A 24,757-nucleotide genomic window follows, 5' to 3' on the forward strand; every position below is an offset into this window, starting at 1 on the left:
GAGGAATAAACCATGGATGAATTTAGCCAAGTAGAAACCAGCGAAAGCATGGAAACGGGCGTAGAAACCCCTGGGGCCGCCGACCAGGGATATGTCGAGCAAGAAGAGACCCAAAACCCCCAAAACCCCCTTGAAACGGGCGAAGAGGATGCCGCCGCCGGGCAAGAGGAGGGGGAAACGCAGTCACCCGACCCCAAGGTGGAAACCGCCTTTGCCAAACGGTTGGCTGCAGAGCGTGAAAAAATCCAACAGGAAGCCTATCAACGGGCTCAGCAGCAGCTGGCCCAGGAGTTGGGACCCTTGCTGAAGATGGCCCAAACCGAGGCAGCCCGACACGGCATGACTCCGGTGCAATGGGCCCAGGCGGTAGAAGCCAGCCGGGAGCAGCAGTTCCGGAATCAGTTGGAACAGTATGCCGAAGCCCAGGGATTGAACCCCCGGGAAGTGGAACAGTTTGTGGAGAATCATCCCGCCATTATCCAGGCCAGACAACAGCAGCATTACCTTTCCCAGCAGCAAAAACAAATTGAATCCCAGCAGCGATTTAACCAGGAGGCGGCGGAGTTTATGGAACTCTTCCCGGATGCCAAGGCGGATCAAGTTCCGCCAGAGGTTTGGCAGATGCGGGAACAGCGGGGCATTCCCCTGGCCGCCGCCTACGCCATTGTGACCCACCGGACCGCCAAGGAACAGGCCAAAGCCCAGGGAGAGCAGGCGGCTATCGCAGCTATGCGCCAGCGGCAGCAGGCCGGTACCGGACCGGCCAAAGGGGGCGGGGCTACGGTGACTTCCGCTTGGGATTTGCCCAAGGATCAATTTGAAAAGCTCTTGGCCAAGGCGAAGAGCGGAGAACAAGTAACTTTTTAGGAGTGATATAAATGGCCAACGAAAACATTCAAACCTATGGCGGCCTAACCGCCCAGCAGAAAACCTTTTACGACCGGACCCTTTTAGAACGCCTGCTTCCGAAGCTGGTTTGGGGCAAATGGGCTCAAAAGAAATCCATGCCCAAACGGGAAGGGGATACGGTGAACTTCCGACGGTTCAACAGCCTGCCGGCAGCAACTACTCCCTTGACCGAAGGGGTTACCCCGGACGGTAGCAGCTTAGACATTACCGCCGTGACGGCTACCACCCAGCAGTATGGGGATTATGTGACGGTCAGTGATAAGCTGGATTTCCAGGGCATTGACCCGGTGATCACCGAAACCACCGAGCTATTAGGCGAACAGGGCGGGTTAACCATGGATACCTTAGCCCGAAATGTACTGACCGCGGGGACCAGTGTGCAGTACGCAAACGGGAAAACTGCCAGAAACCAGCTAACCCCCGCCGATAAGGTGACAGGTCTGGAAATTCGGAAAGCAGTGCGCACCCTGCGGCGGAATAAAGTTCCCACCATTGCCAACGGCAAGTATATTGGTTTGATTACCGCTGATACGGAATTTGATTTGATGGACGATCCCATGTGGAAGGACGTGTCCACCTATTCCGCCAAAGAGCAGATTTTCTCCGGGGAGATCGGCAGCCTGTACGGCGTGAAATTTGTTCGTACGGACAACCCCAGGGTATTTCCCGCTGCCGGTGCAGAAGGAGCGGACGTCCACTGCGTTACCATCTTCGGGAAACACTGGTATGGAGATGTGGACGTGAACGGCAGCAAAAAGCCGGAAACCATTGTGAAGTCTCACGGATCTTCCGGTACGGCAGACCCCTTGAACCAGCGGGCTACGGTGGGCTGGAAAGTCATGGCTTACACCTGCAAGATTCTCAATGAACTGTGCGGCGTGCGTATCGAGTGCGGTGCAACTCAGTAATTAGGGAGGGCGATAACAGCCCTCCCAATCCATTTGGAGGAGGATACTAATGACTAATCAGAAACAATCCAAGGTAACTACCCATGCGGAAATTTATGGTGGCACAGCTCCGACCGAAACCCCGGAAGAAAAGCAGAAACAGGCAAACAGCACCATTACCGACTCCGCTCTGGACCAAATGGCCAATGAAACCGGCAAGCAACTGGCGGCCCAGGAGAAGGTTCGGATTATGGTCCCTGGAGACCCGCTGAATCCCAAGGACAACAGTGTCCCGGTCTGTATCAATGGCTATGTGTATCAGGTAAAACGAGGTGTCCGGGTAGAAGTCCCTGAGGCAGTAGCCCAGATCCTGGAGGATGCTGGATACCTGGGAGGTAGAAGGTAGATCATGAACTGGGGACAACTGAAAGCCCAGGTGTTTAAGCTGATGGACGAATACTCCAGCCGGGGAGTGGTTCAGTCCAAAGCCAAGACCCAGGACGTCACTTTTAAAGCCCAGGACTTTGCTAGGGACACCATCCTGGAGTTGGCCAAGGTTGTGAAGAATCCCGGCGTTTTCACGGTTTCCCTATCGGATGAGAATTCTCCATTGCAGTACAACCTGCCGGAGGATTGGCTGGAACTGAATTATGCCGGGTACACCCAAGGGCAACGGTTGGAGCAGGTTTTTCCGACGGGACTATTCCGCATTACGCCGGACCGCAGGTTAATTCTGGCGCCCAACCGGCACCCCTCGGAGATTCGTTTCTATTACGTGCGCCGACCGGTAGATCTGATATTCACCGGGGATGATGCCGCGGACGAAGCGCAGACCATCGATTTACCGGAGGATGCAGCGCGAATTGCGGCTTACAATGTGGCCGGGCAGGTGCTGCTCAGTGAGGGGGAACTGACCAAAGGAACCATGCTAATTAACCAGTATGAAGCCAAGAAAGAAAATCTGGTGATCCATGACGGCAAGCTGCCCGTTGAGATCACGGACGCTCTGGGGTGGTGGGCTTAATGGTACGTTACAATGTTCCGGCGGAGCCGCCGAAACCGGCTCCTTTTGCTTTTCCGGATGGCTTCGCTGGTGGTATGAACATATCAGTCACCGCCGACCAAATAGCCACAAACCAAAGCCCCGATATGCTCAATATGAACTATGATAACGGCGGGGTCCCGGGGAAGCGGTACGGGTTTACCCGGGAAACAGGGCTAGGAAGCCAACCCATCCGGGGACTGTATGAATTTCGGAAGGTGGGCCAGGAAAAGCCCATCTTACTGGTGGTTCAAGACGGCAAACTTTGGGAGATTGACGGTTAAGGAGGGATTGAAACCATGGCGAAGATGTCCAACTATCTTGAAAACGCACTGATTAATTGCACGCTTCGGGGAATCCCTTACACCCCACCCAGCGTTATCTATGCTGCCCTATTTATTTCCGACCCCACGGACGCAGATACCGGGACGGAGGTTTCCGGAGGAGGCTACACCCGAAAACCGGTGACCTTTGACACGCCGGACAACGGGGCTGCGGTCAACAATGCGGACCTGGCTTTTCCGGTAGCTACCGGAAATTGGGGGACGGTGACGCACATTGGCCTTTATGATGCTGAAACAGACGGCAATCTATTATTTTACGGGGATCTGAATACACCTCGAGCAATTAACATTGACAACCAGCTAATTATCCTCGAAGGGGGACTAATGGTCACGCTGGATTAACCCTCTGGGAAGGAGGGAAACTTTTGTATTTCTTCGGTTATGACTTTATTGACTACGGTGATTTCACTTATCGAAATATTAATCAGGCTTCCTTTACAGAGACCAGCTTGACGGGTATGGCAGAGCTACAGGTGGACGAAGAGATCCGGGTCCGCTCAGCAGTTCTGTCCGGGCACGCCGGGATTACTGTGGATACTCTACTGAAAATGTTTGCCCGAGTGGAAATGGCCAGTCAAGCGGAGGTGGTGGTCAATGGGGTTACAGCTTTTATAGGAATGGCGAGTTTGGAAACATCGTCTTCTATACTGATAGAAACTGTGAAAGCCTATATAGGCAGGTCCGTTATGAAAAGCAGGGCCAAGGTGGATTGTGCAACCGTATTGGCATTTATGGGGCATTCGGTTATGCCTTCTACCGCGAAGCTTTCTTGCCGCTCCGCCAAGGCCCTGTTAACCGGCCTGGCTGACCGGCAAACGGCGTTTTTCACCATGGGCAACCGATGCTATATGATTAATGGCCAGGATTTTATTTGGACCGATGGGGCGAATTCGGGCCATGTTCGGGATATTGCCTATGTCCCTACGCTGACATTGGCGGGCAGCGCTGATGCACCCGGCGCTATTTATGAAACTTTGAATTATCTCTCCGACTCCTGGATAGATAGTTACAGCCCCGACGGGGAGGCGGTCACCTTCCCGGTGAGTTTTGCCCCTTCTGACGACGTATTGGTGACGGCGGAGGAGGATACTCCTGAAGGCGTGATCACCTATACGGAAGGGGTGGGGCTCACTGTGGACCGGACTGTCACCCATGCAAAACCCTTTGCCACGGTGACTTTCCCCGTGGCTCCGGCCAAGGGAACGGATACCCTGAGGATCCGCTGCACCAAAACCGGCATGATGGATCCGGGTCATATTTTGAACTGCACCCTGCCGGTGCTTTACGGAGGGATGGCGGACACCCGAGTCCATTTGGCCGGCCATCCGGAAGAGCCCAATATTCGCTACAGCAGCGGCCTGGAGGATCCTACCTATTGGCCGGAGGACGCCTGGGAACCCATTGGAGCGGACAACGAAGCCATTACGGGTTTTGGCAAGGTGGCAGACGCGTTGTTCACCTTCAAGGAGCGCAGCCGCTTTTATACCTGGATCGAGGGGCCGGACGATCAGGGGAAGATTACCTTCCCTACGCTGCCGGTCAATGATGAGTATGGCTGCATTGCGCCCCGGTCGGTTTGGCCGGCTCAGGACGGGTTGCTGGCCTTGGCCCGGGAAGGGGTGACCTGGAGCCAGCCCAACACGGTCCGGGGGCAGTGGAATACTTGGATGGTCTCGAAGAACATTAACGGCAAGAACGGCATTGGTATGGGAATTCTGGATCATTCACTGGAGGAATTGAAACAGGCCCATGCCATTGTGTATGAGGATAAATACCTCTTGCACATTGGGGATCGGGTGTATGTGCTGGATTTACGCTATTCCAGCCTGCCAAATATCGCCTGCTGGTATCCCTATGACGGGATACCGGGAAGAGCCGCCCAGTTTATGGAGCGGGGGGATGAACTGCTTTTGGGAGACCGATTTACCGGAGTAATTTACCGATCTACCAAACGCCATTTGGACGATGACCAGCCCATTCCGGCTTACTGGACATCTCCTTTACTCTTTGTGGGGGGAAGGGATTGGATTAAGGAATTTGAGCGGCTAAATCTGACCTTTGGCGGACAACCGGAAGGGAATCATGTTCTGACGGTGATGACCGACCAGGGATGGGAAGAGATTGGTTTGATTCTGGAGGCTCAGGGGGTCTTTGATTATGGCAGCATTTCCTACGATACATTTAGCTTTGGAACCTTACCGTACCCTTCCGCCCAAAGTGAAAAAATCGGCTACAAAGGGGAATACCTGCAGTGGCAGGTTGGAAATGCCCATCCGGATCAGGGCATTTCCCTGTTAGCCCAATCGTTGCAGTACAGTTTACGAAAAAAAGTGAAGTAGGTGGTTTTTATGGCGTTAAGCAGTATGCCAGACTTTACCTTCAAGCATATGGAACAGCCGGATAAGTTGGTGGATTCGCCGGCGGCTAATAAGGAGAAGTTTGATAGTCGAGGGAACGAAATCCGGAATTATATTAACAGCAGTTTGGTTCCGGAGATTCTTCAGGCGAAGCAGCAAATACAGCAAATAGATAATAAAGGTGCGGAGTCTATCCCTATTACAGATACAGGAAACCATTTCACCGCAACCAATGTGGAAGGAGCCCTGGAGGAGCTTTTTACCTCTGTCAGTGATGGGAAAAACCAGGTCGCTGCCGCCATCACTGACAAAGGGGTGCCCGCGAGTGGCAGCGACACTTTTGGTCAGCTAGCAGGGAAAATTGGAGAGATCAACACCGGGGTAACCCCTGCAGGAACGGCGGTGGTTGGGGATGTGCTCAGTGGGAAAACGTTCATCAATAGCACCGGCTCCACTTTGACCGGTACTATGCCCAATCGAGGGGCGGTTTCGATTACGCCCAGTGCGTCGGCACAGACCATCCAGGCAGGATACCACAATGGCAGCGGCCAGGTAGCGGCGGTCACCTTTGACGCTTCAAAGGTGCTGACCGGGAGCACTATTGCCGGGACGCCAGGCACCATGCCCAACCGGGGGGCAGTAAGCATTACGCCAGGAACGACGAACCAGACGATCCAGGCCGGATACCATTCTGGTAGCGGTGTTGTACAAGGTAGCCCGAATTTGTTACCGGCAAATATCCGGAATGGAGTTGACATTTTTGGTGTCATTGGTAATTTAGCCGGAGTAAAACTAAAAAGTATTCAGGTAATACCGGTTAGTAATTTGTTTGGGAGATACCAAACGGCTGCTGTTACAATTCCTACTGCCGTTGATACGACAAAAGCATTTATCCTGAATAACGTTATTTCCTCCGAGCGTAGCGCCCCTCTGCATGGTTGTACAGCCTATTTTAGGGATTCCACTGTAATAGAGCTGGAAAGAGGGAGTATAGAAAATAGCATTTTTTATGGAACAGGTAACATTTATGTGGTTGAATTTTCCGAGGGCGTAACGGTGCAAAGCGGATACTCCACGACAAACCCCACAATAACTGCTGTAGACACATCCAAATCTTTTATAATTACGTCAACGTGCGTAAAAGCAGGTAGTAGCCAAGTCAATACGGCGGACATTGAATGTAATGCCTATTTTTATAGTCCTACTGAACTGCGTTTTGGTCGTTACAGCGAGCCATGGAAACGCGCGTGGTTTGTTGTTAGCTTTACCTAATACTCTTAAAGGAGTTGTATGATTGTGTATATATACGCTCAATTAGATGAACAAAATATTTGTGTTGGATTATCTAGGCTATCCGGTGTTACCGATCTCCCCTATATGGTCCTTATAGAGGAATTTAATCCTGATTTACTGGGCAAGCAGTGGGACGGTGAAAAATTTTTAGATTCTGCATAAAGGAAAATCCTGCACAATGCTGAATATACCTCCTAAGTAACGGAGGAGGTATGTTTTATGCGGAAGTTTTTATTGGCCATGGTATTGGTGCTGTCCTTTGCGTTGCCTTCCTGGGCGGGACCGGCGCTGATTATTAATGGAGCGTTGTATCCGAATGCTCAAACCATTGAGCAGGATGGAATGGTTTATGTTCCAGTTCAACCTACCGCTGAAGCAATAGGCTACGAGGTTGGTTTTGAAGATGGTGCCGTGAAAATCTGGCAACAACTAAAAGAGCCGCAGATTATCGGGGATAGCCATTTTCAGGAGGTAGTAGGGCAGGCGATAGGGTTATTAAGGGAAAATGAACCTGTGAGTTATGTGAATCTTTGCCAGTATGTAGATACTATAGAATTATCTGAACAGCAAGGCAGGGATGGTCACAATAACGGTGGTAGGCAAGTGTACCTTACAAGAGAGCTTTATGACTCAGATAGGTTTATTCCTGTCTATGTTGCCGCTACTATAGTGCATGAAACGGTGCATGCTATGCAGTTTGGGTGGGGGTTTAACCGCGTAATGACAGAGAATGCTTTAGAGTATGAAGCCTATGGTCACGATATAAACATACTTACGCAATTAAATGCACCGCAATGGATGATTGATGGAATTGTTACGAGTCAAAATAAATATAAACCAAACTAAGAACCCTCCAGGGTTCTTTTCTTATGCCTGAAAGGAGGAATGAAGGATGGCCTACACCCCGTTAACCCGGGACCAATATATTCAACAGCAAAATGAATACGCACAAAAGACCTACCAAAATCAATACGATGCCCAAAAAACCGCACTGCAGCAGGCCTATGACCGGAACCGGTTAGGGTTTGATTCGAGCCGCACCAGTATCCAGAATGCCTATACCCAGGGTGGCAACCGCCTAAATGAGCTTCGGGATCAAGCCCAGGCAGACTATTCGGCAGGGGCCAACAGCATTAACGAGCAGAAAGCAGCCCAAACACCGCTCTATCAGCAGAGCCGGAACGCTGCCAGTGTGAACGCTGCTCAGTCTGCCCGAAAACTCAGTGAATTGATGGCCGCCAAGGGGCTTTCCCGGGGCGGTTCTTTTCTGTCCGGTCAGGCGGGAATCCAAAACCAACGAGCGGCGGAAATCGGGGACGTAAATCGGCAGGAGGGGCTTTTTAACGCTCAGATGGCCAACCGGCTGGCGGAACTGGAGCAGGCCCGGGCCAATTCCCTGGGGGCCATTGGCAACCGGAGCGCCGAGCTGGAGCAGACGTACATGGGCGATTTAAATAACCTGACCAAACAGGAGCAGCTCTATGGACAGCAGTACAGTGACAGCCAGAGGGCTTTGCAGGAGGCTCTGGCCAATCAAATTGCCGCTGCCGGGTTACAGGCCCCCCTACAGTATGAGGATTATTATAATCAGCAGTTGCAAAATTCCTTAGCCTTGGCCGGTTTTGCCTGGGGCAACCTGTCCGATTATGCCGCCCAGACTGGGAACTTTGGCATGCCCAAAGACTATAAACCCGGGGACTTTTTGAACCAGTTTTATAACCAATGGTATAAGTAGGAGGTGAGCCAATGGCAGATCCATACGGTAGTGAAAAAGCCTTTCGGGAGGCTAATGGACTTTCCCCGAAGAAAAGCAGTTCCGGTTCCTCCTCCGGCTCCAGCGGTTCAGGCTCCAGCAGCAAATCCAAAAGCAGCGGCGGTTCCTCCGGCGGGGGAGGTAGTTCAGGGTATGCCTACAAGGACAAATACGGTTTTACTCATGTAGTTAGTGACTACAATACCGCGAAGCAATATAGTGGGGACGGGAATGTCTACAGTTACAGCGGCAGTTATGGCGGCGGGTACGCTAAAGATGCAAAGGGGAACCGTTATAATTTACCTATCTCCGGGGCAACGCCCTTTGGCAATGGCAGCGGGGTTTCCGGTGGCGGTAGTTATCTGGGCGGCTTGATAACCGCTCCAACACCGGCAACACCAAAGACGGCCTATAGCAATTACGTTTACAATGCCAGTCCATCGGCTACCAATAGCTTAGCTAGTCAATATCCAACGGCGCCAACCTTACCTCAAAAAGCTGCCCCTACAGTCCCAACGATTAGTAAGACAACACCAACTTTGCCAACGCTACCTTCAGTGAGTAATCTGCTGCCTTTGCGGGATACGTTTGAGTCTCGAGGATATGGGGTGCAATACGACAATGGCAATATCCACGTATATGACAAGACAAATAACAATGTATTAGGGACGTTTAACAAGGATGCCTATTCTCTGCAAGGGGACAAAGCCTACTTTGACCCGAGCATAACCAAAAGGCTTATGGAATTGACTAGCGGTTCCACCCCGCAGTTAGATAAAACTTTTTCAATGCCAACTGTTTCACTCCCAGAGATTGAAACCAAATATCCTGAAGTGCCTGTACCCTACATTGATCCGCAAAACCTCTTCCAATACCAGCCCTTCCAGCAGATGCAGCCTAATTTCACCATTACCAGCGACGGAAACGAGACCTGGACCCCAACCCTGAACGCGGTGAATCAGTGGTACAGCCGGCAGGATCAACTGCGGAGCGATTATCTAAGCAACTGGTATCAGCAGCAGGCCCTAGCCCAGCAGCAGGCGGCTTTGGACTGGGAGAAGGAAATGTACAATTCACCTTATAACAAAGCTCTGCAGGATATGGATCTGGAATATAAGCGGGCTCAGATTGAGGCCCAACAGGCTTTAGAACTGCAGCGCATTGCGGCCGCCAACCGTCCGAGCAGCAGTCGAAGCAGCAGTACCACCACTAAAACCCCTTCAGCCTCTACGCAGGCGGACGCCATTATCCAGTCCCGCATGAGTTCTTTCATGCGCCCGGTTGATTTTGCGGCGCAGATTCAGCGAGAGGTCGAGAGCGGCCAGATCAGTGCCAGTGTGGGGAGTGCGGTGCTGGATAAGCTGTATAAGATGTACCCCACCGAAGAGGCGCTAATGCAAAATTTATCCACTTGGAAGTAGGTGGCAAAGATGTCCCTTTCAAAGAATGATTGGTTGACGTTAATTAATAGTGAGGCCGGTGTAGCAAACAAGGCGAAGAAAAAGAAGGAACAGCAGAAGGCCGCCCCCACTTCGGTGGCGGATTTTCGCAAACTGGACCAGGAGACCCAAAAGGAAATTCCCAATCCGGTGGCTCCGGGGCTCTCCCCGGAGTTCGCCAAGGCTCATCCGGTAGTGAATAAAGCCCTGTTTAATTTCCGAGTCCAGAGCGATACCCAGAAGCCGGACAATGCTCTCTACCGCGGCTTGGAGCAGTTTTATTCCGGATTTGACGACGCCATTTCCTTTGGTCTGCTGCCAAGGTTTGACCGGTGGATGGGGCAGGCTGCACCGGAGCCGCAAACCCGAGCTCAGGGAATTATCCGAGGAGCCGGGGAGTTAAGCGGTAGTGTCCTGCCGGTATCTAAGCTGTATGGAGCCATGGGAAAGGTCACCGGGCGGCTGCCGGAGGCCACTAGTACGGTGGGGAGATTAGCCCAGACCGGTTTAACCGGCGGCTTGGCCGGGGGTGCCTATGGAGCCCTGGAGGGGTTGGGCAGCGGAATGTCTCCCAATGAGATTGCCCGGAATACCGCTCTGAATGCGGCGCTCTTTGCTGGTGGGGATGTGGCCTTAAAAGGAGCCGGCCTGGCCTATAATACCCTCAGCAAGGCCAACGCTATGGAAACCCTGCGAAATTTGGATCTTTCTCCTCCGTTGCCCGGGCAGCGCAGCGGGGCCTTAATCGAGCCCCCGAGACTGGAACCGATGCCGACGCCCAAGCTTCCAGAAATTCAGGCCATGGTTAAGCCTACGGGCAGGGAGGATGTCAATCGGTTTATCGACGAGGCAATGGTAACACGGAAGGAAGCTAAAACCCTACCGCTAAGGAAAGTAACAGATGAAGAAGCAGCGAGAATAAAAGAGTTAACCGGTTTTGACGTTTCCGGGTATACCCATCAGTTAAGTAATCAGGATTTATGGCACGCTATTAAAAGGCACGGAAATGCAGCAGTAGAGGCTAAGCGGGGGCAAATCCCTGTTACGGATAAGGATCTAAAAGCGATTCCAGATATCATTAATAGTCCGGATGATCTTTTACGGGGAAACGGGAAACCTTCTATTATTTATAGAAAACGAGTGAATGGCACGGTTTATTATGTGGAGGTAGTTTTCTCGAAGAACAAAATTTTACAAGGTAAAACAATGTGGAAGAAGCCTTCTGCTACGGATTATAGTGATATTTCTACCACTCCGCTCCATACGTCCGAAACTGGCAGCAGCCTGACTTCTTCCAACTCCAATATAAAGCCTGGGTTAAAAGATGTCAACAACCCGGAGGGGGATCTTTTTAGAATTTCCCGGGGCGGCCCTGCTTACGGTTCATCCTCCCAGGGAGCCGTGAAGCGCAGCGATATTGTGAAGCTCCTCAAAGAAAAGCTGGAGGTGCCCATTCGTACTGGGCGTTATCCCACTGCCGGCGGCCAGGTCCTGGGCGTATTCAAGACCCGTCCCGAGGTCATCCGCAGCCGGACGGCCAACGACTTGCCTACCATTGCCCACGAGGTGGGGCACGTTCTGGATAAACGGCTGGGGCTGCAGAATCCAGCTCACGATGGGGAACTCATGAAGCTGGGCCGGGCTTCTTCCCGGTCCTCGTATACACCTGAGCAGGTCCGGGCTGAGGGTGTGGCGGAGTTTATGCGGCTGTACCTGACCGACACCGTTCAGGCGGCAAGATTGGCCCCTGGATATTACCGGGCCTTTGAAGAAGTGGTGGGGAAGAACAAGGACATTCAAAGGGTGCTGCTGCAGGCCCGAAAGGGTATTGAAACTTGGTATAACCAATCACCCGAGGCCCGGGTGGACGGCGTGATCTCTACCGGAGAGAAAACCCTCCGGCAGCAGATCAGCGGATTAAAGAACGTCCCCGAGCAGGCAAAGAAACTTTATGCCGGCTTGGTGGATGACTTGGACCCGTTGCGCCGGGCGACAAAAGAACTGAACCCGAATCTTTCAGCAGCGGAAAGTCCCTTTGAGTTGGCCAGAACGGCCCGGGGCTGGGTGGGAAAAGCGGAAACCCTCCTCAATTATGGCGTGTTGGATGGGGCGGGGAATAAAGTAGGCAAGGGGCTCAAAGAAATCCTAAGACCGGTGGAGAAGGATTTAGCTGGCTTCCGCCGGTACATTGTAGCCAAGCATGCCCAGGAGATCAACGCCCAAAAAATGTCCACCGGGATTCGAAAAGAAGACGCCGATGCGGTGGTGGCCGGTGCTCCGCTCCAGTACCGGCAGGCATTGGAGGATTTAGTTAAATACCAGGATGCAGTCTTAAATCAATTGGTAGAGGCCGGAGTAATGACACCTCAGTCTGTGAAGGCCATGCGGGAGAAGTATCCCAACTATGTACCCTTTTACCGGGAGTTTCCGGAAAATCCGGAAGCGGCCCTGGGCTTTCTGACTGGGAAGGGGTATGCCAACCTAAAGAATCCCATCAAACGGATGAAGGGCAGCCAAAGGGATATCATTGACCCCCTAGAGTCTATTGTGAAGAATACCTATCTGTTCACCCAGTTGGCGGAGAAAAACAAAGTAGGCCGGCAGTTGGCCGAACTGGCCGAGAAGCACGAAGGAATGGGCTGGCTGGCGGAGAAAGTGGGCGGCAACCGCTCCGCCAAGGAAAACGTGTTGACCATCTACCGCAACGGCCAGCCGGAACAATATCAACTGCAGCCGGACCTCTACCGGGCCATGTTGGCCCTGGATACGGAGAGCATGAGCACGGTGGTAAAGCTGCTGTCCTTTCCAGCCAGTACCCTTCGGGCTGGGGCGGTGTTGTCGCCGGACTTCATCCCCCGGAACGTGGTCCGGGACCAGTTTTCCGCCTTTGTGAATTCCAAATACGGCTTTGTCCCCGTGGTGGATACCCTCCGGGGACTTTTTCATGCAGTGAAAAAGGATGAAGTGTACTGGCAGTGGATGAATTCAGGAGGAGCTATGTCCACCTTGGTTAGTCTGGACCGAGAATATTTGCAAAGGAACCTCCGGCAGCTCATGCGAAAGAGCGCCAAGGATATAGCGGCCATGCCCTTTAACCCCAAAACCTATTTAGATATGCTTCGAACCTTAACAGAATATGGAGAGCTGGGGACGCGCTTAGGCGAGTTCGGGAAGGGGATTAAGAAAGGGGCCACCCCCATGGAAGCGGCTTTGGCTTCCCGGGAAGTGACCCTGGACTTTGGCCGGATGGGGTATCAGATGAAGAACTGGAACCGCATTACGGCTTTCCTCAACGCCCAGGTTCAGGGCATGGATAAGGCCATTCGTCAGTTTAAGGCCAATCCGGTGGGAAGTACTATTAAGTCCTTGGTATCCATAACTTTACCGTCCGTTATCCTTTATGAGAGAAATAAAGATGATCCTCGGTATCAGGAGTTGCCCCAGTGGCAGAAGGATCTCTTTTGGATCGTATTGACGGATGATCATGTATTACGCATTCCTAAACCGTTTGAACTAGGGGTTCTCTTCGGAACGCTTCCGGAGCGAATTTTAGCCCAGATGGACGGGAAGGAAGATGCCTTCAAGGGGTTTGGGGAAACCCTGAAGGATCTTCTTCCGGATGTGCGGCCTACGGCTTTGACTCCGGCCTATGAAGTGGCATCCAACTATTCCATGTTTACGGATCGGCCTATTGTGCCCCAGCGGGAACAGAACCTGGAGCCCTGGCAGCAGTATGGACCTTATACCACCGAGCTGGCCAAGGCCGTAGGGAAAGCCACCAACACCTCACCCCGGAAAGTGGAACATCTAATACAAGGTTATGGTGGGGGCTTAGGGCGATATGCTACGCAGCTAGTTAGCACAGGTATGGAAGGGGATGGTATCCCCAGGCCTAAGAAGGATATCACCGAATATCCGGGGATTAAGGCCTTTACCGTAACCCCTTATGCCGGCAGTCAGAGTATTGATGATTTTTACGACCGGTTAGGGGAACTGGAGCGCAGTTACAGCACAGCCAGGCAGGCCGGGAAAGCCAAGACTCCGCCGGCGGAACTGAGCCGGCTGCGGCGGTTTAGTGAGCAATTGTCGGAACTCAGGAAGAAGGAAAGGGAGATTCAGAATAACCGCACCATGACGCCCGAGAGAAAACGGGCGGCCCTGGATGCGCTGGATAAACAGAGTGTGAATGTCGCCCGAAAGGCGTTAAAAAGAGAGGGGATTTAGGATGGATTGGGGTAATATCTGCAAGACGGTAGTAGCCATAGGTGGAGCAATTACAACCTATTTATATGGTGGGTGGACGTCTATTTTAGGCGTATTAGTTGCCTTTGTTGTAATTGATTATATTACCGGCCTAATGGCTGGGGCAGTCGGGGAGGGTCTGTCAAGTGCAGTAGGATTTAAAGGCATAGCAAAGAAAATTTGCCTATTTGCCGTTGTAGCTGTTGGCCACTTGGTGGACACGGCTATTGGTCAGGGGAATATAATCCGAGATGCGGCGATTTTCTTCTATATGGCCAACGAATTGATTAGTATCTTAGAGAATTGCGGCAGGTTGGGCCTGCCTGTACCTAAAATCTTACAAGACGCCGGCACCGTACTGAAGAAGAAAGGAGAATAGACATGCCTAAAAAATTCCGCAAGAAGCCAGTAGTAATTGAGGCTTTTCAATTTGGGATGCAAGAAAGATCTGACTTACCGATATGGGCAAAAGAGGCCCTCCAAAGTGGGTCTATTAAAGCCTTTTCACAATATGGCGGAACCGTGAGGTGGGCCGAAATTGAAACCCTTGAGGGCGTTCACCGGGCAGAAGTTGGCGACTATATTATTAAAGGTGTCAAAGGCGAACTTTACCCATGCAAACCAGATATATTCCATATGACATACGAAGAGGTGGATAATCATGCCTAAAATCGTCATGCTGGACCCCGGACACGGTGGCGTAGATCCTGGTGCTATTGGCCCTACCGGAGTACGGGAAAAAGATATCACTCTGGCCGTGGCACAGCGGGTGGCCAGCATCCTGTCTCCTGTGGTCGATGTCCGGCTAACCCGGGACACCGATACAAGCTACAGCCACGTCACTAGTACCGACCTATCTATCAGGGCCAGGTTGGCCAACCAGGCCGGGGCAGACTGCTTTGTGTCCATCCACTGCAACAGTGCCACCAACAACACTGCCGGGGGAACGGAAACCTATCACTACCCGGGAAGTATCCTGGGCAATACACTGGCCAAGGCAGTTCATACCTGTGTAATACCTGCTTTAGGCCGGGTGGACCGAGGCATCAAAACCGCCAATTTTGCGGTGCTCCGGGAAACCAATATGCCCGCCTGCCTGGTGGAAATGGCGTTTATCAGTAATCCTACGGAAGAGGCTTTGCTGGGATCTGCGGCCTTTCAGGAAACAGCCGCCACGGCCATTGCCCAGGGAATCGCAGAATATCTGGGGCTGGATCTGCCGGAACCGGTTGAACCCGGAACCGTGCGGATTATTGTAGGTGACGGTGACCAGGTGTTAACGGGTCTGCTGATTGACGACCGCTCCTACGCCCCAGTCAGGGATATGGCAGAAGCCCTGGGGTGGACGGTGGAGTGGGATGAGAGGAGTAAGACGGTAACGATCAAGTAATTATGGCCCCGGCTTTGGCTGGGGCTTTTCATTATATAGCCGGTCTAACTTAATTTAAAATTTCAAATATTGCTATTGCCTTTTTAATAAACCTGAATTAAAATATTGACAAATACATGAAATTGTGGTAATTATTAAATTTGTTCATATAATGTAGTGAGGAGGTTTTACTATGATAAGTAAATATGAAAATAGTAGCCTTTTTCGTGAAATACTACATTATCTTTCGATTATTTTTGGCTTCTTGATGGTATGGAGCCCTATAGCTATATTGTTTGCTGTGGTAACTAGCCTTATTCCGGGAGTGTGGGAAGTCAAGGTCTATGGGTTATCCTTGGCTCCTTGGCTAATTAGCGTAGTTGCTTGTTGGATTACTTTAAATTATTGTACTTTTCGTTCACCGTATAAAAAATAAAATTTTAATAATAAACACAAGAAATCCCTCCAGTACGGAGGGATAATTTTTACTGTTCATTATTATCATTTAACTGTCTCGGTAGCTCTGCGTCCAGCCTTTCCATAGTCTCTTTAAGCTCTTGAGCTTGCCTCGCTTTAAATTCTTTATGCTTAAGTATAGCGTCTAAAATCCCCTGACCTTCTATTTTAAAATTAATACCTGTTGGCCCTATTTTCATTTCTGTTGTTCCGCCTAAAATATATTGCCGCAGGATGGCGGATAGAGCAAAAATTGCTGCGGCTCCTCCGATAAATTCAAATAGACCCGGAGACTGTACATTTATCCGTACATCGATTTCATCAGTGTTTACTAAAGGGCTTTCTGTAGGAGGTAGTTCTAGCAAAGATAAAACTCTATCAATTAACCGTGACATTTCTCTAGCAGAGATATTATTTTGTTTCTTGACGTATATTGATAGGTGACCAATACCATCTTTTATATAAATTGGGTAAATCATTCTGTCAATAAAAGGTGCATATTCAGTTGCATCTGTAATTGTATTTATAGCACACATAGGCTTAAATAAATAGGGATCTATTTCTGATTTTTTACTGTATTTATACCAGTTTACTTTTCTTCTTTTCCTATATGGACATTTCCCATTTTCTATATCCTGTTCAGAAATAGCATCTACAATTTCTGCATCGCTAGCTATAACACCAAAAGCTATATATTCAGAACCTTCAGATGGAATAAAAACAATATCATCAATCTTCATCTGTTCAACAAACAGCTTCATTTGATTTACTGCTAACCCTGGTCGCTTTTCTTCCTTACATAATTCCTTAAAGTCACTTTTAAATTTTTCTTTTTCGGTTTCCTTAATATATTTTAAGTCTATAAATTCGTCCCAGCCATATGCTATAAAGTCTTCAAAATAAAATTGATCAAAGAAGCTTCCACCCTCAGTCCTAAAAAACCAATAATGGGTATCTTCAGATAATACAGGAATTCCTTCTGTAAACATAGAGTCACCCCTTTTATTAATTATATTATTGATACGATTATACTTTTTTGTGAATTTTTAATCAATTAATTAGTCCGGGTTATCGCAAATTTAATTACCTATTTTCTAAAACATTAATGAAAATACAGCGTTATAATAAAGTAAAAAACTGAGAGGAGACGACTATGGAAGAAAAGATTTTGGGATTTTTTAATGCTGTACAAGACTTAAAAAAGGCCGGGATAATAAGATCAGATAAGTACCTAGGAGATATAGGGGAATATATCTGCGAACAGTTATACAAAATTAAATTAAGTGATTCTAAAAGGGAAAAAGGCTACGATGGGATAGCGGAGGGTAAAAAATATCAGGTTAAATTTCATAATTCCCAAACAAGAACCAATATTTATCTGGGTAAACCAAAGGAGTATGATATAGTGCTGGTAGTATTAGGACCGGAGAGCCTCCTGCGCAAAGGATTAAATTGTGTAGACTCCTTTATCGTATATAAATTTACTAGTAGCGAAGTGGAAAAATTTAAAAATAAATCAGGATACTCCTGTGGAAAGGCTCAATTTAAAGAAGACAATATTGATAAGAAATATAACATACCATCCCTACAACCCTGCCATCTACAATAGTTTAAGAATAATAGCTCCGGGCCATAACCCGGGCTATTATTCTTTCCGGACATATTTCCTACACCTCTGCACTGGCCTATCGAATATCCTTCCCATACCGAACCCAAGCAGCAGCGCCAGCCGTTCCCCGTCTATGGGCCTTTCCCAATCGCGGGGGATATGAATTCCCTCTAGACAGGCAGTGCGGTATCTGCGGCCCCATTGTACTTGGTATAGATGCCGACAGCCATGGCAGTCCATGAGATCACCCCATGGGGTAGTATGCCCAAGAGAAAAAAATAGCCCCGGCACTCATTAGAGTTGCCGGGGATTATTACTTTGCGGCGGTCCCCAATTTGTCCCCAAAAACAAATTAGAGCAAAGTTTTTACAGAGCTAGGCTTTTGATTTTACTGGGATACAGCAGTTTCCATTATGGTATGTTCTTACTCCTTATAGGTAGGCTAGAAACTCCCGTAAATCATAGGAAGCCAAAGCGTTACCAATGTTTCAAATCCTTATAGGTAGGCTAGAAACGTAATTGCTCGTTTAGATCAAAGATTAGCAGCATTAGTTTCAAATCCTTATAGGTAGGCTAGAAACTCCCCTCCCAGATCACCTTCGCTTCGCCTTGTGCCCACGTTTCAAATCCTTATAGGTAGGCTAGAAACTGGAACCACTAAAACCATGGATGTTTCTCCTGAAATAAGGTTTCAAATCCTTATAGGTAGGCTAGAAACGAGCAATATCCAGGCATGACGGTCACGTTTAAAATTCAAGTTTCAAATCCTTATAGGTAGGCTAGAAACCCGTCCCGATGGGCTAAAATAAAGGCCTGGTGAAAAAGGCTGCCTGCCACTTTTGGTATCCTAAAATTTACCAAAACCTTAGTTTGCGCTCTTTACAGCGTTTCAAATTGTCGTCGATCCCCGGGGTTTTTTACCTTACCTATGATCGACGACAAATAATTTTAGATAACACCAATGAAAGAGAGTGAATTGATCTTTCTTAAAGAATATTCCCTTTTTCTTTTTTTGGCAACTGGTTTTCCAGTTTTTAGCGAGGCGTCCAAATAATGATTGCTGCTCCGATTAAAGCAATGGCCGATCCCGCCCAGTCGTAAAAATCCGGTTTTTTCTTGTCCACGCCCCAGCCCCAGAGCAGCGACAACAAGATAAATATCCCGCCATAGGCGGCATACACCCTGCCAAAGTGGGGATAATCCTGCAGGGTGGGAATTATGCCATATAGGAAAAGGATTAGGCCCCCGGCGAAACCGAACAGGAAGGATTTTTTTTCACGCAGCCAGAGCCAGATGAAATAACCGCCGCCGATCTCGGCCAGACCTGCCAGTATAAATAAAAGGAAAGATTTTATCATTTCACCGCTTCCTTCCCCGGTTGTTTTCTGGGCGCCCATAGCATAAGGGTGGTGCCGCCAAGCACAATCAATGTACCCAGCCAATCAAAAAAATCCGGTTGGCTGCCGTCGATCCACCAGCCCCAGAAAATGGACAGGACCACAAAAACGCCGCCATAGGCAGCATAGATACGCCCAAAATTGGGGAAACGCTGAAAACAGGGAATAATGCCATAAAGCACCAAAACTACTGCGCCCAATACACCCCAAAGAAGAGTGGCGTCATAACGAAGCCAAATCCAGATAAAATATCCTCCTGCTATTTCCGACAATCCTGCCAGGAGGAAAAGTACGGTAGAACGGATAAACATCCATCCATCTCCTTAATCAGTGATGGCATTATTATATCAAATAACGATTATCATTTTCATTATTTAGCATATAAAAACCGGATGGGAGAGTTTATAAATAAATTGGTTGACTCTCGTCCAACACGAGGGTTTATGATTACCCTGTAATCAAAATATGTGCACATAAAGGAGATTACAAATGTTCAGGATCGGGGATTTTTCCAGACTGAATAAAATATCCATTCATACCCTGAGGTACTATGACGAATTGGGTATTCTAAAGCCGGCAAAAATTGATGAGCAGACAGGCTATCGCTACTATTCCGCAGAACAACTGCCAAGGCTGAATCGGATTTTGCTGCTAAAAGATGTGGGTTTTTCCTTGATGGATATTACAGGCATGATCGATCAAGAATTAACCACCCATAAAGTAGTGACTATGCTTAATCAAAAGGCTTTAGAGATGAAAGAAAAGATCGAGAGGCAACAGGAGAAATATTTACGTTTGCAAATACTGATCAATAAAATTACTGAAGGAGTTCAGAACAAGATGTTTAATTATGATGTGGTTATAAAAGAAGTGACCGCTTTAAAGGTCGCTTCCATTAAGGAGTCCATTGAAGAGTTCAGCAAACAGGGGGATTTGTGGGAGGAGCTTATCACCTATCTTTATGATCATCATATAAAACCTACCGCCCCTTGTATTGCCATCTATTATGACGAAGATTACAAAGAGGACAACATCAATATTGAAGTTGCAGCATATATTACAGGAAATCTGCCCGAGACCGAGCGAATTAAAGTAAGGACTTTAGAGCCTGTAAAGGAGATGGCTTGCGTGGTTCATAAAGGGAATAATGAAAATTTGGCAGAAGCTTATAATGAACTTCAAAAGTGGATTGAAAAAAATGGTTACCAAATGAATGGTCCCATTCGGGAAGTTCATCTTGAAGGTTATTGGTCAAACCCAAACCCCAACGAGCATGTAACTGAAATCCAGATACCCGTGACCAGATAAGAACAAGGGCTGATCTTTGTTTTATAGTCTGTGTTTAGAGTCCGTGCCTAAGGGAGAAGAAATTCTGCTTTTAGCACGGCTTTTTTTACTGGAAGATGGCTGTGTTGGTTGAATAGGGACGGCAGTTTAAAAGAAGCGAGAAAGTAGGAGGATAGGGTTTGTACATGAAAAAATGGTTTTTTAAAATACTAAAAAGAGTTAAGATATTATTTAGAAACAAGTGGAATTAAGGTGTAAGGTGGTTGCTGATGGAGTTTTTTGAAGTGATTTATCTTTTAATCTACCTTGTTAATATCCTGACGGCCGCAGTGGTCATTTTTATTGAAAGAAGAAATATTTCCACTACCTGGGCGTGGCTGTTCGTGCTCGTGTTCTTGCCTGTACTGGGTTTTTTTCTTTATATCATTATAGGCCAGAATTTAAGTAGACTGAAGTTGTATAAACTAAAGGGAAGAGACGTTTCCCTTATCCAGGAACTCAGGGAAGAACAGAAGCGGAAAATAAAAACCAGAGAAATCTATTTTAAGGATCTGGCAGTAGAGAGATATACCGATCTGATTTATCTGAACTTAACCAGCAGTAATGCCACATTTACTCAGGATAATTGTGTGAAGATATTTACAGACGGCCAAAGTAAGTTTGCCGCCCTCCTGGATAGCATTCAGCAGGCAAAGGATCACATTCATTTACTTTATTATATTTTGAGAAATGACGAGTTGGGGAGAAAAATTGTTCAGGCTCTAATTGCTAAAGCCAAAGAGGGTGTAAAGGTTAAAGTTTTATACGACGACGTTGGCTCTCCTCGATTGGACAGAAAACTCTTGCGGCCGCTAAAGGAGGCAGGAGGAGAGATTGCCGCCTTTTTTCCGTCAAAAATTCCTTATGTGAACATCCGGTTAAACTATAGAAACCACCGGAAGATTGTTATAATTGACGGTAAAGTGGGTTATATAGGCGGGTATAACATTGGCAACGAATATCTGGGCACCAATAAACAAATTGGTTCTTGGCGGGATACCCATCTAAAAATTACCGGCAGTGCTGTACAGTCTCTGCAGGCCCAATTTTGCCTGGATTGGAATCTAAGCTCTGCCTCGCAATTAACCTTTTGTCACAGCAATTTTCCTTCCTTGGATATTCAGGGTGATGTAGGTCTGCAAATCGTTTCCAGCGGACCCAACAGTGAGCTGCAGCAAATTAAAGATGCCTACTTAAAGATGATTTATACCGCCCGGGAAAGTATTTACCTGCAAACGCCTTATTTTGTACCGGACGAGGGTTTTCTAACCGCCCTGAAAATTGCCGCCATGTCCGGTGTGGACGTTCGGATTATGATTCCTCAAAAGGCGGATCATCGCTTTATTACCTGGGCCTCCAGTTCTTATTTGGGTGAGTTGCTGAAAAGCGGGGTAAAATGTTATCTCTATAAAACAGGATTTTTACATGCCAAAACCATTGTGGTCGATAACAAAATCGCCTCGGTGGGCACAGCCAATATTGATATACGCAGTTTTAAGTTAAACTTTGAAATTAATGCTTTTATTTATGACTCCCGTACTTCCTCTCTTTTAAAAAATTCTTTTATGAAAGATATTGATAATTGCTTTGAATTAACCTGGGAAACCTATCACAATCGTCCCATGAGACTTCGCCTGATGGAGTCTCTGATAAGGCTTTTATCTCCTCTTTTTTAAGAATGGTTGCTCATGGGCCAATATTCTTGGGAAATCGTACTGTTTAGTACGGTTTCTTTTTTTCTCCTTTTTTGCTCTTTAGTTATTATTAAGGGTGTTTTTGAATAATAACTATGTTAAAGGCCGAATATGCACGGAAGCCGGCTGTAAAAGAAGCACCAATCCGTAGCGGGAGTGATCATATGCGGGAGGATGAACTTGTAGCCACCATTGTGGAACGCAGAACCCAACAAAGTCCTTGTGTGGATATTGTCTATCCCCAGGTGGAGGGATTGCCCAATAAAAAGGTGCAAAGGGAAATTAACCAGTTGATTGAAAAGCAGGCGAACAAGCTATTTGCCGGGGAGGGGTGTGACGGGGTCACCGTTACCGGTAATTATGCCGTGAAGTTAAACCAGAAGAGCCTGCTGAGCATCCGGCTGGAGGCCTATCTCTATCGGCAGGGCGCTGCCCACGGCATGACCCTGGCCAATTCCCTCACCGTGGATCTTAAAACGGGCAAGGTTTATGGATTAAAGGATCTTTTTAAAAGCAACAGTCACTATATATATAAAATTTCCGAAATGATTAAAGCACAAATCAAGGAAAGGGACCTTCCTCTTTTACGTGAATTTAACCGAATTACAGATCGCCAGGATTTCTATTTAACTAAGGACGCCCTGGTGATTTATTTTCAAATCTATGACTATACTCCTTATGTTGTGGGAATTCCCGAGTTTGTCATACCCCTGAGGCGAGTGGAACGATTGGCCAAGGAAGACAGTCCGATCCAAAGGCTTTTGGCCCGATAATAGCCCGAAAGGGGATGGTAGGAAGGCTCAATTCAATTGGGAGGGAACGCCTGTTGAAAAAAATTTGCTTCCAATGCAATATTTGCGGAGAAATCTGTGATAGCGATTTTTCACAACTAAGTCGTGAGGAAATCTCCTGTTTTCGCTGTGGTTCCACCGTCCGAATGCGCGCCATCATTCACCTGTTATCCATGAGCTTGTTTGGCAACAGCCTGGCCTTACCCCACTTTCCGGTAAACGATAAAATTAAAGGCCTGGGCATGAGTGACTGGGAGGGCTACGCCCTTCCTTTGGCTCAAAAGTTCAACTATGTCAATACCTTTTATCATCAGGAACCGAGGCTGGATATCGTAAAGGTGGAGCCTAAATGGCATAATCAATTTGATTTCATCATCTCCAGCGATGTCTTTGAACATGTTCCTCCGCCGGTTCACATTGCTTTTGAGAATGTCCGAAAAATGCTTAAACCCGGGGGGACCTTCATTTTTACGGTGCCTTACAGCAAACTGTCCCAAACCACGGAACATTTCCCCGATTTATTTGATTATGAAATAATCGTTGAGAAAGAGCAAAAGAAATTAATCAATGTTACCCGAGACGGCCATAAGCAGGTTTACGAAAATCTGATTTTTCATGGCGGATCCGGTGCTACTTTGGAAATGCGAGTTTTCTCGGAAGCGTCTCTATTAGTTCATTTCCAGGAAGCGGGATTCCCGATCGTGAAGATCCACGGCCAATCCAATTTGAAATATGGCATCCATTGGGAACAACAGTGGTCTCTGCCCATTACGGCCCGGGTTGGGGATTTAAGCCTCTGATTGGCAGATACTAGTCATTTTAACCGTAAACGAATTTATAAAACCTTGTGAACATATATTGCACAAGGTTTTATAAATTCCATCCCATTACCAGCACCGGCGCATATAATAATTTACCTGGGTTTTTATAAAAATTTCCGGAGGTGTCTGTTTAAAGATGTACGCTGAAAATAGCAGGACCCAAAGAAAGGTAATTCTTCATATTCATTTTTTTAAAAATGCCGGAACCACCATCGACAGCATTTTAGAAAAAAATTTTGGTCAATCTCTGGCCTATCTGGAAGGGGATTCGGCAACGGACAAGGTTTCCGGTGAGCGGATCATCCGGTTTTTAGGGGAGCACCCCGAGATTAAGGCCGTCTCTTCGCATCAGGCCGAGTATTTCTTGCCGGATGACCTCAATTATATGATATATCCTATCTTTTTTCTCCGGCACCCGTTGGACCGGGTGGGATCGGTTTACAGTTTTGTACGCAGAATGAATCTGGAATCCAAGGAAACACAATGGGCCAGAAAAGAGATACGGGACTTTGTTACTTTTTTTCTGAGCGATGAAGGGGGCCTGATTATCAAAAACTTTCATGTGGCCCGCATTTTAAATATTTCATCTATGCCGGGAGATGCCCTGAATTACCTTGAGCAAGCCAAACAATGCCTGCACAGGAGCCCCTTTTTTGGTATTGTTGAAAGATTTAATGATAGCCTCCTTTTGTTGCAAAAGATGCTGAATCAACCTTTTCCCGGCTTGGATTTTTCTTATAAAAGGCAAAATGTCAGCATCGAACGGGAGACGACGTTGCAGGAGCGCCTGCAATCCCTGGAAGAACGTCTGGGGCAAGACGTGTTCCGGCAACTGGTAACAGGCAATTCCCTGGATCTTGAACTTTATGATTATGCCCTTCGGTTGTTTGATGAAAGGTTTAAGGCCATGACCCGATAAAAGCCTTGGTTTACAGGACTTGTTTTCGGGAAAGGAAAAAGAGTCCGCCTGAATATCGATCAATCGTTTTTTAGACAGCAATGGTTTCTATCAGGAAGATTGGAGTGAA

General features: G+C 48.0%; 25 protein-coding genes and 1 CRISPR repeat array. Of the genes, 22 read left to right on the forward strand and 3 right to left on the reverse strand.

The window, feature by feature from the left end; translation table 11 throughout:
- Positions 1-12 precede the first annotated feature (12 nt).
- Genes DESRU_RS05565 through DESRU_RS05635 form a run of 16 tightly spaced genes read left to right on the forward strand, consistent with a single transcriptional unit; the run spans position 13 to position 15,656 of the window.
- Complete coding sequence (locus DESRU_RS05565) at positions 13-867, forward strand: hypothetical protein (protein WP_013841137.1); 855 nt, start codon at positions 13-15, stop codon at positions 865-867.
- An 11-nt stretch (positions 868-878) separates the two neighbouring features.
- Entirely contained in the window at positions 879-1,817 is a 939-nt protein-coding gene (locus DESRU_RS05570; protein WP_013841138.1) for a N4-gp56 family major capsid protein, read from the forward strand.
- A gap of 49 nt (positions 1,818-1,866) precedes the next feature.
- Positions 1,867-2,202, forward strand: a complete 336-nt coding sequence (locus DESRU_RS05575) for a hypothetical protein (protein ID WP_013841139.1) — start codon at positions 1,867-1,869, stop codon at positions 2,200-2,202.
- Between the two features lie 3 nt (positions 2,203-2,205).
- Positions 2,206-2,820 (forward strand): hypothetical protein, encoded by a 615-nt coding sequence (locus DESRU_RS05580; RefSeq protein ID WP_013841140.1) that lies wholly within the window; start codon positions 2,206-2,208, stop codon positions 2,818-2,820.
- A complete protein-coding gene (locus DESRU_RS05585) occupies positions 2,820-3,122 on the forward strand; it encodes a hypothetical protein (protein WP_013841141.1) in 303 nt (100 codons plus the stop codon). The genes DESRU_RS05580 and DESRU_RS05585 overlap by 1 nt, the downstream gene beginning before the upstream one ends.
- A 15-nt stretch (positions 3,123-3,137) precedes the next feature.
- On the forward strand, positions 3,138-3,524 hold the full coding sequence (locus DESRU_RS05590; protein ID WP_013841142.1) for a phage tail fiber protein: 387 nt from the start codon (positions 3,138-3,140) through the stop codon (positions 3,522-3,524).
- A gap of 23 nt (positions 3,525-3,547) precedes the next feature.
- Entirely contained in the window at positions 3,548-5,521 is a 1,974-nt protein-coding gene (locus DESRU_RS05595; protein ID WP_013841143.1) for a hypothetical protein, read from the forward strand.
- A 9-nt stretch (positions 5,522-5,530) separates the two neighbouring features.
- Positions 5,531-6,811, forward strand: a complete 1,281-nt coding sequence (locus DESRU_RS20735; RefSeq protein ID WP_013841144.1) for a hypothetical protein — start codon at positions 5,531-5,533, stop codon at positions 6,809-6,811.
- Positions 6,812-6,829: 18 nt separating this feature from the next.
- Entirely contained in the window at positions 6,830-6,994 is a 165-nt protein-coding gene (locus tag DESRU_RS20740; protein WP_013841145.1) for a hypothetical protein, read from the forward strand.
- A gap of 57 nt (positions 6,995-7,051) precedes the next feature.
- A complete protein-coding gene (locus DESRU_RS05605) occupies positions 7,052-7,678 on the forward strand; it encodes a hypothetical protein (RefSeq protein ID WP_013841146.1) in 627 nt (208 codons plus the stop codon).
- Positions 7,679-7,724: 46 nt separating this feature from the next.
- Positions 7,725-8,567 carry a hypothetical protein gene (locus tag DESRU_RS05610; protein WP_013841147.1) on the forward strand — a complete coding sequence of 281 codons (843 nt, stop codon included), beginning with the start codon at positions 7,725-7,727 and terminating at the stop codon, positions 8,565-8,567.
- Between the two features lie 11 nt (positions 8,568-8,578).
- Positions 8,579-10,006 (forward strand): hypothetical protein, encoded by a 1,428-nt coding sequence (locus DESRU_RS05615; RefSeq protein ID WP_013841148.1) that lies wholly within the window; start codon positions 8,579-8,581, stop codon positions 10,004-10,006.
- Between the two features lie 9 nt (positions 10,007-10,015).
- Positions 10,016-14,248: an LPD38 domain-containing protein gene (locus DESRU_RS05620; RefSeq protein ID WP_013841149.1), complete on the forward strand. Its 4,233-nt coding sequence runs from the start codon at positions 10,016-10,018 to the stop codon at positions 14,246-14,248.
- A gap of 1 nt (position 14,249) precedes the next feature.
- Positions 14,250-14,645: a phage holin family protein gene (locus tag DESRU_RS05625; protein WP_013841150.1), complete on the forward strand. Its 396-nt coding sequence runs from the start codon at positions 14,250-14,252 to the stop codon at positions 14,643-14,645.
- A gap of 2 nt (positions 14,646-14,647) precedes the next feature.
- Positions 14,648-14,935 (forward strand): hypothetical protein, encoded by a 288-nt coding sequence (locus tag DESRU_RS05630; protein ID WP_013841151.1) that lies wholly within the window; start codon positions 14,648-14,650, stop codon positions 14,933-14,935.
- A complete protein-coding gene (locus DESRU_RS05635) occupies positions 14,928-15,656 on the forward strand; it encodes an N-acetylmuramoyl-L-alanine amidase (protein WP_013841152.1) in 729 nt (242 codons plus the stop codon). The genes DESRU_RS05630 and DESRU_RS05635 overlap by 8 nt, the downstream gene beginning before the upstream one ends.
- Before the next feature lie 464 nt (positions 15,657-16,120).
- On the opposite strand, the gene DESRU_RS05645 is transcribed toward DESRU_RS05635, so the two are convergent.
- The gene (locus tag DESRU_RS05645) at positions 16,121-17,080 is read right to left on the reverse strand and encodes a hypothetical protein (protein WP_013841154.1); all 960 of its coding nucleotides are present in this window, start codon (positions 17,078-17,080) and stop codon (positions 16,121-16,123) included.
- 164 nt (positions 17,081-17,244) lie between these two features.
- Here DESRU_RS05645 and DESRU_RS05650 point away from each other — a divergent pair, with 164 nt between their 5' ends.
- Positions 17,245-17,700 carry a DUF6998 domain-containing protein gene (locus tag DESRU_RS05650; protein WP_013841155.1) on the forward strand — a complete coding sequence of 152 codons (456 nt, stop codon included), beginning with the start codon at positions 17,245-17,247 and terminating at the stop codon, positions 17,698-17,700.
- 420 nt (positions 17,701-18,120) lie between these two features.
- Positions 18,121-18,487: a CRISPR direct-repeat array (repeat unit 30 nt; unit sequence GTTTCAAATCCTTATAGGTAGGCTAGAAAC).
- Between the two features lie 247 nt (positions 18,488-18,734).
- On the opposite strand, the gene DESRU_RS05655 is transcribed toward DESRU_RS05650, so the two are convergent.
- Positions 18,735-19,058: a YnfA family protein gene (locus tag DESRU_RS05655; protein WP_013841156.1), complete on the reverse strand. Its 324-nt coding sequence runs from the start codon at positions 19,056-19,058 to the stop codon at positions 18,735-18,737.
- A complete protein-coding gene (locus tag DESRU_RS05660; RefSeq protein ID WP_013841157.1) occupies positions 19,055-19,408 on the reverse strand; it encodes a YnfA family protein in 354 nt (117 codons plus the stop codon). Before DESRU_RS05660 ends, DESRU_RS05655 begins: the two co-directional genes overlap by 4 nt.
- Positions 19,409-19,586: 178 nt before the next feature.
- On the opposite strand from DESRU_RS05660, the gene DESRU_RS05665 reads away from it, so the two are divergent.
- The 5 genes from DESRU_RS05665 (at position 19,587) to DESRU_RS05685 (ending at position 24,648) form a co-directional block, all read left to right on the forward strand.
- Positions 19,587-20,405, forward strand: a complete 819-nt coding sequence (locus DESRU_RS05665) for a MerR family transcriptional regulator (RefSeq protein ID WP_013841158.1) — start codon at positions 19,587-19,589, stop codon at positions 20,403-20,405.
- Positions 20,406-20,653: 248 nt separating this feature from the next.
- A complete protein-coding gene (gene cls / locus DESRU_RS05670) occupies positions 20,654-22,099 on the forward strand; it encodes a cardiolipin synthase (RefSeq protein ID WP_013841159.1) in 1,446 nt (481 codons plus the stop codon).
- A gap of 182 nt (positions 22,100-22,281) precedes the next feature.
- On the forward strand, positions 22,282-22,890 hold the full coding sequence (locus tag DESRU_RS05675) for a DUF3298 and DUF4163 domain-containing protein (RefSeq protein WP_013841160.1): 609 nt from the start codon (positions 22,282-22,284) through the stop codon (positions 22,888-22,890).
- Between the two features lie 53 nt (positions 22,891-22,943).
- Positions 22,944-23,708: a class I SAM-dependent methyltransferase gene (locus DESRU_RS05680; protein WP_013841161.1), complete on the forward strand. Its 765-nt coding sequence runs from the start codon at positions 22,944-22,946 to the stop codon at positions 23,706-23,708.
- 157 nt (positions 23,709-23,865) lie between these two features.
- On the forward strand, positions 23,866-24,648 hold the full coding sequence (locus tag DESRU_RS05685; RefSeq protein WP_013841162.1) for a sulfotransferase family 2 domain-containing protein: 783 nt from the start codon (positions 23,866-23,868) through the stop codon (positions 24,646-24,648).
- Positions 24,649-24,757: the final 109 nt, after the last annotated feature.

The organism is Desulforamulus ruminis DSM 2154 (assembly GCF_000215085.1).
Lineage (GTDB): Bacteria > Bacillota > Desulfotomaculia > Desulfotomaculales > Desulfotomaculaceae > Desulfotomaculum > Desulfotomaculum ruminis.

What these genes read in the sequence shown, in the direction of transcription:
- DESRU_RS05565 (WP_013841137.1), top strand. Translation starts at nt 13, where the DNA reads ATGGATGAATTTAGCCAAGTAGAAACCAGCGAAAGCATGGAAACGGGC.
- DESRU_RS05570 (WP_013841138.1), top strand. Translation starts at nt 879, where the DNA reads ATGGCCAACGAAAACATTCAAACCTATGGCGGCCTAACCGCCCAGCAG.
- DESRU_RS05575 (WP_013841139.1), top strand. Translation starts at nt 1,867, where the DNA reads ATGACTAATCAGAAACAATCCAAGGTAACTACCCATGCGGAAATTTAT.
- DESRU_RS05580 (WP_013841140.1), top strand. Translation starts at nt 2,206, where the DNA reads ATGAACTGGGGACAACTGAAAGCCCAGGTGTTTAAGCTGATGGACGAA.
- DESRU_RS05585 (WP_013841141.1), top strand. Translation starts at nt 2,820, where the DNA reads ATGGTACGTTACAATGTTCCGGCGGAGCCGCCGAAACCGGCTCCTTTT.
- DESRU_RS05590 (WP_013841142.1), top strand. Translation starts at nt 3,138, where the DNA reads ATGGCGAAGATGTCCAACTATCTTGAAAACGCACTGATTAATTGCACG.
- DESRU_RS20735 (WP_013841144.1), top strand. Translation starts at nt 5,531, where the DNA reads ATGGCGTTAAGCAGTATGCCAGACTTTACCTTCAAGCATATGGAACAG.
- DESRU_RS20740 (WP_013841145.1), top strand. Translation starts at nt 6,830, where the DNA reads ATGATTGTGTATATATACGCTCAATTAGATGAACAAAATATTTGTGTT.
- DESRU_RS05605 (WP_013841146.1), top strand. Translation starts at nt 7,052, where the DNA reads ATGCGGAAGTTTTTATTGGCCATGGTATTGGTGCTGTCCTTTGCGTTG.
- DESRU_RS05610 (WP_013841147.1), top strand. Translation starts at nt 7,725, where the DNA reads ATGGCCTACACCCCGTTAACCCGGGACCAATATATTCAACAGCAAAAT.
- DESRU_RS05615 (WP_013841148.1), top strand. Translation starts at nt 8,579, where the DNA reads ATGGCAGATCCATACGGTAGTGAAAAAGCCTTTCGGGAGGCTAATGGA.
- DESRU_RS05620 (WP_013841149.1), top strand. Translation starts at nt 10,016, where the DNA reads ATGTCCCTTTCAAAGAATGATTGGTTGACGTTAATTAATAGTGAGGCC.
- DESRU_RS05625 (WP_013841150.1), top strand. Translation starts at nt 14,250, where the DNA reads ATGGATTGGGGTAATATCTGCAAGACGGTAGTAGCCATAGGTGGAGCA.
- DESRU_RS05630 (WP_013841151.1), top strand. Translation starts at nt 14,648, where the DNA reads ATGCCTAAAAAATTCCGCAAGAAGCCAGTAGTAATTGAGGCTTTTCAA.
- DESRU_RS05635 (WP_013841152.1), top strand. Translation starts at nt 14,928, where the DNA reads ATGCCTAAAATCGTCATGCTGGACCCCGGACACGGTGGCGTAGATCCT.
- DESRU_RS05645 (WP_013841154.1), bottom strand. Translation starts at nt 17,080, where the DNA reads ATGTTTACAGAAGGAATTCCTGTATTATCTGAAGATACCCATTATTGG.
- DESRU_RS05650 (WP_013841155.1), top strand. Translation starts at nt 17,245, where the DNA reads ATGGAAGAAAAGATTTTGGGATTTTTTAATGCTGTACAAGACTTAAAA.
- DESRU_RS05655 (WP_013841156.1), bottom strand. Translation starts at nt 19,058, where the DNA reads ATGATAAAATCTTTCCTTTTATTTATACTGGCAGGTCTGGCCGAGATC.
- DESRU_RS05660 (WP_013841157.1), bottom strand. Translation starts at nt 19,408, where the DNA reads ATGTTTATCCGTTCTACCGTACTTTTCCTCCTGGCAGGATTGTCGGAA.
- DESRU_RS05665 (WP_013841158.1), top strand. Translation starts at nt 19,587, where the DNA reads ATGTTCAGGATCGGGGATTTTTCCAGACTGAATAAAATATCCATTCAT.
- cls (WP_013841159.1), top strand. Translation starts at nt 20,654, where the DNA reads ATGGAGTTTTTTGAAGTGATTTATCTTTTAATCTACCTTGTTAATATC.
- DESRU_RS05675 (WP_013841160.1), top strand. Translation starts at nt 22,282, where the DNA reads ATGCGGGAGGATGAACTTGTAGCCACCATTGTGGAACGCAGAACCCAA.
- DESRU_RS05685 (WP_013841162.1), top strand. Translation starts at nt 23,866, where the DNA reads ATGTACGCTGAAAATAGCAGGACCCAAAGAAAGGTAATTCTTCATATT.